This is a genomic window from Achromobacter sp. (assembly GCF_049647645.1).
GTDB lineage: Bacteria > Pseudomonadota > Gammaproteobacteria > Burkholderiales > Burkholderiaceae_B > Achromobacter.
The window spans coordinates 1-6,595 of sequence record NZ_JBARYB010000283.1 but is presented as its reverse complement, the minus strand read 5'-3'; the positions used below and the strand labels follow the sequence as shown (position 1 = coordinate 6,595).

Sequence of the window (6,595 nt, the reverse complement as noted above, 5' to 3'; positions counted from 1 at the left end):
TAAATGTCTCCTCTGGAAAGCTTGTTTCATGCGGCTTTCCAGGCATCAGCAGGTCTCCTGACCCCTGACGGTAAAAGCCGTCAAGAACAGGAGGAAAAACCTCGATGCTTACCGACACCGCACTGCGTAACTTCAAGCCTAAGTCCCTGACTTACAAGGCTTCCGACCGTGACGGCATGTACGTGACGGTATCGCCCACCGGTACCGTCACCTTCCGCTACGATTACCGTCTCAACGGCCGGCGTGAAACGCTGACCATCGGCCGTTATGGGCCGGCCGGCATCTCACTGGCCTTGGCCCGCGAAAAGCTGCTCGACGCCAAGAGAGCCGTTGCCGAGGGCAGGTCCCCGGCGCACGAGAAGCAGCGCGAGAAGCGCCGGCTGACCGCTGCCAAGAATTTCGGCGACATGACTGCCCGATGGCTTGCCGACGCCAAGATGGCCGACAGCACGCGTGCGATGCGCAAGAGCATCGTTGATCGGGACATCCTGCCGGCGTTCAAGAACCGGCTGCTCAACGAAGTCAGCGCCGACGACCTGCGCGCTTTGTGCAACAAGGTGAAGGCTCGCGGCGCGCCCGCCACAGCCGTCCACGTGCGCGACATCGTGAAGCAGGTCTACGCCTTCGCCATCCTGCACGGCGAGAAGGTCGACAACCCGGCCGATGGCGTGGGCGCGGCTTCGATCGCGACCTTCGTGCCCAAGGATCGAGCGCTGTCACCGATGGAGATCCGTCTGATGTACCGGCAGATGGAATCGGTGGCCACCTATCCGACCATTCGCCTGGCGTTGCGCATGATTCTGTTGACGCTGGTACGCAAGAGCGAATTGATCGAGGCGACATGGGCCGAGCTTGATTTCGAGAACGCGACCTGGACGATCCCAAAATCACGAATGAAGGGTCGCAACCCGCACGTCGTCTATCTGTCCCGCCAGGCTGCGGACATCTTCGTTGCGCTGCACACCTGCGCAGCGGGGTCGAAGTTCGTCCTGCCGTCGCGCTACGATGCCGACCGCTGTATGTCCAAGGCGACGCTCAACCGCGTGACCCAGATCGTGTCCGAGCGCGCCAGAGCTGCCGGTTTGCCGCTAGAACCTTTCACGGTGCACGACCTGCGCCGCACCGGCTCGACGCTGCTCAACGAGGTCGGCTTCAACGGCGACTGGATCGAGAAGTGCCTGGCGCATGAAGACGGCCGTTCCTCGCGCTCGGTCTACAACAAGGCCGAATACGCCGAGCCGCGCCGCCACATGCTGCAGGAGTGGGCCAACATGGTCGATGCCTGGGTGGAGGGTGGCGCATACGCGCCCACGCTGTTGCCGAGCAATACGGTCGTGCCTGTGCTGAGCGCATCGGTCTGAGTCACTTCACGTCAGGTTGTCAGTTGACAACCTGACGATTCATCCCCATACTGGAGACCTTGAATGGCCCGTTCCTCTCATCCAAAGAAGGAGGTCGAAGATGCGCTCAAGCATGCGGAAACGCAGGGCTGGCGCGTCACGGTCGGGGGCAGTCATGCGTGGGGCAAGATTTACTGCCCTTACAACGACGATGAGTGCCGCTGCGGCGAGTTCTGCATTACGAGCGTGTGGAGCACGCCGAAGAACCCTGGCAATCATGCCCGAGCACTGCGGCGGGTCGTGGATAACTGCACGATCCATCAGCAACGAAACGAAGCTGAATCGTCATCTGAGGACTGATCCATGGAATACACCTTCATCCTGAAGTACCAGCTCGCCGAGCACGACAGTGATCCGGATGTGCTGGTCGAGCGTCTCGGCAGTGCCGGCTGTGATGACGCCTTGGTGGGTATCGGGCAGCCGGGTCGCTTGGCGCTTGAGTTCACCCGCGAAGCTGAAAACGCGCAGGCCGCGGTGCGCAGTGCGCTGGCCGACGTGAAGCGTGCTGTCCCCTTGGCGAAGCTCGTGGAGGCGGCACCGGATTTCGTTGGGCTGACCGATGTCGCCGAATTGGTGGGCGTGTCGCGCCAAGCAATGCGTAAGGTGATGCTTTCTCATGCTGCGACTTTTCCAGCACCGGTGCACGAGGGCAGCGCCTCAATCTGGCACTTGGCCGAAGTGCTGGGCTGGCTGGAAGAGAAGGGGGGCTATGCCTTTGAGCGAAAGATGCTGGAGACCGCGCGTGCAGCGTTGGAAGTTAATTTGACCAAGGAAGTTCATCGACTGCCCGTGGCAGCGGCGCGAGAGCTCAAACTGCTGATCGCCTAGCCACATTGCTACGTCGAAGCTACATCGAGCACGGGTCGGCGCTTGCGTAGCCTGACATCAGGTCCGTTGGGCTTGGTGATAGCACCGGACCGAGAGGACTGCTTGCGAGCTTCAATCCAAGCTTCGACTTCCTCCAGATCCCAAACAACGCAGCGCGAGGTCAGATTGAATCGGCGTGGAAACTCGCCACGTTGCTCCATTCCATAGATCGTCGTGTCCGCCAAAGGGACGATCTGGTGCAAATCTTGGCGGCGAATGGTGCGGCGGAACGGGAGGGGAAGTTTGGCCGAAAACTGAGGAAGGTCTTCGTACCCATCCGTACCCGGACGAGGAATGGATGCCTTCGGCGGCAAGGCGGTATCGCCAGCATCGGTGCAATGAACGTGAGCGAGCATGAGGGTTCCTAAGGCGCTGTGTTCGTATGGATCTATGGTGACTATCGTCAGCAATCGGAACAACTCGCTGGGGCGAAGCGGGGAGGGTGCCATCCAACTTGGCTCACAAAATTGACCGTGAATTGTTCTGTCAGAGCAGGGTCGATTAGATAATTTACGAAACAATGTTCATGAGGCCACCTGTACTGTGATGGAGCAACCACTCAGCGCGCCGCTCAATGGGATTGCCATCGAGTTCGGCTACTACCCCAAGCCCTGCGACATCGCGACCGGCCGTTTCTCCGTCCAAACGCTCCCGGACCACGAAAATAGCGTGGCCACCGTTGTCGGGGACCCCAATGCCTTCAAGGACTGGATTTATCCGGGTGCTCAGCAGCAGCGGGACTTCATGAGCGGAAACGTTCGCTCGATGCCGTACAACGCCCGGGTCTTCGGCCTGCCCAAGACCCATGTCCTGACGCTGCATGAAGGCAGGAGCCGAGAAGAGCTCGATTTCGTGGTTTGGTGTTTGTCCTTCTTTTTCGGTATGCGGCTGACGACAACGGAGGCGGGCTTTCTTGATGCGACGCCCATTAAATCTGGGGTGCTTGTTGATTTCGCCCTGGTTCGCTGCACTGTGGCTGACGTCATCGAGTTAGCGCTGGACTACCTGGACTCGGAAGGCGGCGATCCACGTGCGCCCAAGCGCGTTGCGGCTGTCATCCATGCCTTGTTCTTGGCGCAGTATCCGCATAGCCTTCCCTTCGAGCAGTTCCAATACCTTTACATGGCGCTGGACGCCTGCTTCAAGCTCGTCGTAGTCAAGGAGGCGCAAAAGCCTTCTGTGCCACATGCGGGGCGCGTCCAGTGGATGTGCGAAAAATTCGATATGCCCGTACCCGATTGGGCCAAGAGCGACAAGGCGACTCCCTCGTCGCTATCCGTCGTCCGAAACGACACCGTTCATGAAGCCTTGTTCTTCGATGGACCGCTGGGCTTTTCGATCTACGGTGGCAACCAGCCCGCAGCAGATCCGGGCAACACCACACTGCAAATGCAGGCGATGGTGTGCCGGTTGCTGGTGGCAGTTCTTGGAAATCCGGGAATCAGCTACGTGAAGACGCCCGTCGACACTCGGCAGCGACACGCGCTTGAACTAAGGGGGTGAGTTCCGCAGCGGCGGCTTCGGGATAGCAGGGGTCGAGTCTTTCCTGAATCCCCGATCGCCCGCGATGAACGCCTCAAGCATGTGCGGGATCAGTGTCACGGCATCGACCGCCTCGCCATACGCCTGCGCATGCAGCGCCGCGTAGCGGTCAAGGTCGGCTTTCAAGCTGGCCGGGCAGGCAAAGGTCAGTTTGACGCTTTCGGTCTTGGGCAGCGGCCCGAGCCGCAGCTTCTTGGTCGTGCTCATTGCGAAGCTCCCCGATTGAAGAACAGCGGCTGGTACGGCCGCAGCACCAGATCCCGGTTGACGATGATTCGCACGGGCAGGCCAGGCCGCTCGGTCAGCGTCGGCTGGATGTTCATGTTGCGTCGGGTGATCTCCTGGCCGACCTGATTGATGCTGTCCTGGGCGCTGTCACGCCCGGCGATCACGATGCGGTTGCCGTCCTGGCGGTTCTCCGGCGCAGCCAGTTCTGCGCCGACGCCCAGCAGCGTCGTCAGCACCGCACCGGCAAAGATGCGGTTCCAGTGCCAGTCCACGTCGTCCTCCAAGCCCGCGTAGCCGGCCGGGTCGGTGCCCACTAGGTTGTCGAGCGTCAGCGAGGACGTGTCGGGCAGGATGATCCGGTTCCACACCACTTGCACGCGGCTCTGCCCGTAGCTGACCTGACTGTTGTAGCGCCCGAGGATGCGCGACCCCTGTGGGATCAGCAGGAACTTGCCGGTGGCCGTGTCATAGACCGGCTCCGTCACGGTGCCGATCACGTCGCCCGGCAAGTCCGACTTGATGCCTGTCACCAGCGCGCCGGCGATCACCGTTCCGGCCATCACTTGATAAGGCGACGCGGGCAGCGCCAGATTGCCGGAATTGCGGGTTTCCGTAGAACCGGCTTTCAGGAACGCCTCTTTCTGGTCTTGCCGGTTCTGCGCGGCGGTCGGGTCGGCAGGCTGGGCCGCCGTCGAGGCCGGCCCAGCAGCAAGCGGGTCGAAGGCCGCGAGCGTGTTTGCCGCGCCAAGCGCACCCGGCGCTGCCTGCGCTACCGTGGCGGCACCTTGGCCACCCGAGCGGAAGAACATCGACGAAGCCGCCGCCGCATCGGCCTCCTTGCGCAAAGCATCTTCGGGGTTGTGGCCCGGCGGCGCATACGCCAGCGTCACCGGCTGCTGCGAGTTCACAATGGCCGGGCCGAGATCACCCGGCAGCGGCGGCCCCAGCTCGGGCACTTTCGGCGGCAGCTTCGAGTAGTCGGCCGGCAGGCCATCCAGTCCTTCGGACTTTGAGACGCGATCGACGTTGTAAAGCTCGGTCTGCTCGTTGGTACCACGCCGCTGCGGTTGCAGCGACCAGATCGTGGCCCCGAGCACGGCGACCGACAGGCCGCCGACGAGGATGGCCAGCGTGCGCCGGTTCAAGCGCGTGACCGGGCGCGGCTGGGCGCGCAGCGCCACCGCCTCGGGCGCCATCTTGCCCGCCTGTGGCGTGGCAAGGTCGGGAGCGTCGTCTTGGCTCATGGTCAGTTCCTCCGCGCAACGCCGTCCGTGCGCTCAATTCGCACCACGTCGCCCTTGTCTCCGCCCAGGCGGAGTTCGGCGGCGCCAAAAAGCCGATCCACGATGTAGTACGGTGAGCGGAAGCGATAGTTGACCAGTTGCCCGTCGCCTTCCGGCCCGATCACGAACAGCGGCGGCAGCTCGCCTTGCGCGATGCCGGCGGGGAACTGGATATAGACTTTCTGCCCGTCGTCGAACGCGCGCAGCGGCTTCCACGGCGGGTTGCTACCGCTGATCGCGTAGCGGAAGCGCAGGTTCTCCAACGACAGCCCGGTATCGACCGGCGCGGCAGCGCTGGCCGCCTGCGCCTGGCGCTGCAAAGCCAGCATCCGGTCGCGCGGGTACTCCCAGGACACCGACGCCATCCACGTCTTTTCCGTCGAAGCCAGCTCCAGCAGGTACGTCCTGCGGCTGGTGGTGATGACGAGATTGGTCTTCAGGCCCGAGCGGATCGGCTTGACCAAGACATTCACGCGCAGCTCGACACCGCTGCCGCTGGACGTGTCGCCCACGATCCAGCGCACGGTATCGCCAGCGGCTACGGTCACCAGCTCCTCGCCCGGCTGGAGAGAAACCACGGTCACGCGGCCCACGGCCGCATAGACCTGATAGAGCGCGCCATCCGTGAAGGGCCATACCTGAATCGCGTTGACGTAGCCCTCTCGCGTGGGCGCAACACGCGCCTCGGCATTGGCGCGCGAGACGCGCACCTTCTCATCGGCTGGCTCTGGCACGGGCTTGGCGTCCTCGGCTTCGGGCTCTGGCTTCAACTGCGCCGGCATCGGCAGCACCTCGGGCACGGCCACCACCTCCACCGGCGCAGGTGGCTCGGGCAATGGCTGGGCCTGCACCGGCTCATCGAGCGAGATGGTCGGCGGCGGTTTGCCCTGCGTGGCGCAGCCCGCGAGGGCAAGCAGGATCACCGGCAAAGCGGTTTTACGGAAAAGATCATTCATGGCTTGGCTCCTTCGGAAGAATCCAGTTCGCGGCTCCACGACAGGCCGTTGACGTAGATGCCCAGGGGGTTCTTGCGCAGGCGTTCTTCGGTGCGCGGCGGCTGGAGCACGATGGACACCACGGCCGTCCACCGCTCCAAGCCCGCCGCGGCGCCGTTGACGTAGCGGCGTTCCGTCCAGCGCACGTTGAAAGACGTGTCGCTGGCGCGCACGACGCTGGTGATCTGCACCGTCACCGACTCCTTGCCGATGCGCGCGAACGGGTCGTTGACCCGCGCGTAGTCGTTGAGCACGGCCGCGCCCTTGTCGGTCGTGTAGT

At 63.0% G+C, this 6,595-nt stretch carries 9 protein-coding genes; 4 read left to right on the top strand and 5 right to left on the bottom strand.

Going from position 1 to position 6,595, the window contains the following annotated elements:
- Window positions 1–104 precede the first annotated feature (104 nt).
- The 3 genes from WBB14_RS32465 to WBB14_RS32455 all read left to right on the top strand — a co-directional run bounded on the left by WBB14_RS32465 (window position 105) and on the right by WBB14_RS32455 (window position 2,228).
- On the top strand, window positions 105–1,361 hold the full coding sequence (locus WBB14_RS32465) for a tyrosine-type recombinase/integrase (protein ID WP_021250024.1): 1,257 nt from the start codon (window positions 105–107) through the stop codon (window positions 1,359–1,361).
- Between the two features lie 63 nt (window positions 1,362–1,424).
- Window positions 1,425–1,700: a hypothetical protein gene (locus WBB14_RS32460; RefSeq protein ID WP_044422174.1), complete on the top strand. Its 276-nt coding sequence runs from the start codon at window positions 1,425–1,427 to the stop codon at window positions 1,698–1,700.
- A 3-nt stretch (window positions 1,701–1,703) separates the two neighbouring features.
- The gene (locus WBB14_RS32455; protein ID WP_021250025.1) at window positions 1,704–2,228 is read left to right on the top strand and encodes a helix-turn-helix transcriptional regulator; all 525 of its coding nucleotides are present in this window, start codon (window positions 1,704–1,706) and stop codon (window positions 2,226–2,228) included.
- An 8-nt stretch (window positions 2,229–2,236) separates the two neighbouring features.
- On the opposite strand, the gene WBB14_RS32450 is transcribed toward WBB14_RS32455, so the two are convergent.
- Window positions 2,237–2,623 carry a helix-turn-helix transcriptional regulator gene (locus WBB14_RS32450; protein ID WP_021250026.1) on the bottom strand — a complete coding sequence of 129 codons (387 nt, stop codon included), beginning with the start codon at window positions 2,621–2,623 and terminating at the stop codon, window positions 2,237–2,239.
- Window positions 2,624–2,813: 190 nt separating this feature from the next.
- Between WBB14_RS32450 and WBB14_RS32445 the strand changes: the two genes are divergently transcribed.
- Complete coding sequence (locus tag WBB14_RS32445) at window positions 2,814–3,770, top strand: hypothetical protein (RefSeq protein ID WP_021250027.1); 957 nt, start codon at window positions 2,814–2,816, stop codon at window positions 3,768–3,770.
- On the opposite strand, the gene WBB14_RS32440 is transcribed toward WBB14_RS32445, so the two are convergent.
- The 4 genes from WBB14_RS32440 to trbF form a co-directional block, all read right to left on the bottom strand.
- Complete coding sequence (locus WBB14_RS32440) at window positions 3,759–4,016, bottom strand: DUF2274 domain-containing protein (protein WP_021250028.1); 258 nt, start codon at window positions 4,014–4,016, stop codon at window positions 3,759–3,761. The genes WBB14_RS32445 and WBB14_RS32440 overlap by 12 nt on opposite strands.
- Complete coding sequence (locus WBB14_RS32435; protein ID WP_424243402.1) at window positions 4,013–5,281, bottom strand: TrbI/VirB10 family protein; 1,269 nt, start codon at window positions 5,279–5,281, stop codon at window positions 4,013–4,015. Before WBB14_RS32435 ends, WBB14_RS32440 begins: the two co-directional genes overlap by 4 nt.
- A gap of 2 nt (window positions 5,282–5,283) precedes the next feature.
- Window positions 5,284–6,276 (bottom strand): P-type conjugative transfer protein TrbG, encoded by a 993-nt coding sequence (gene trbG / locus WBB14_RS32430; protein ID WP_021250030.1) that lies wholly within the window; start codon window positions 6,274–6,276, stop codon window positions 5,284–5,286.
- Window positions 6,273–6,595: conjugal transfer protein TrbF (trbF, locus tag WBB14_RS32425; protein WP_424243401.1), on the bottom strand; the 323-nt coding region annotated here is incomplete at its 5' end. The genes trbF and trbG, both read right to left, overlap by 4 nt.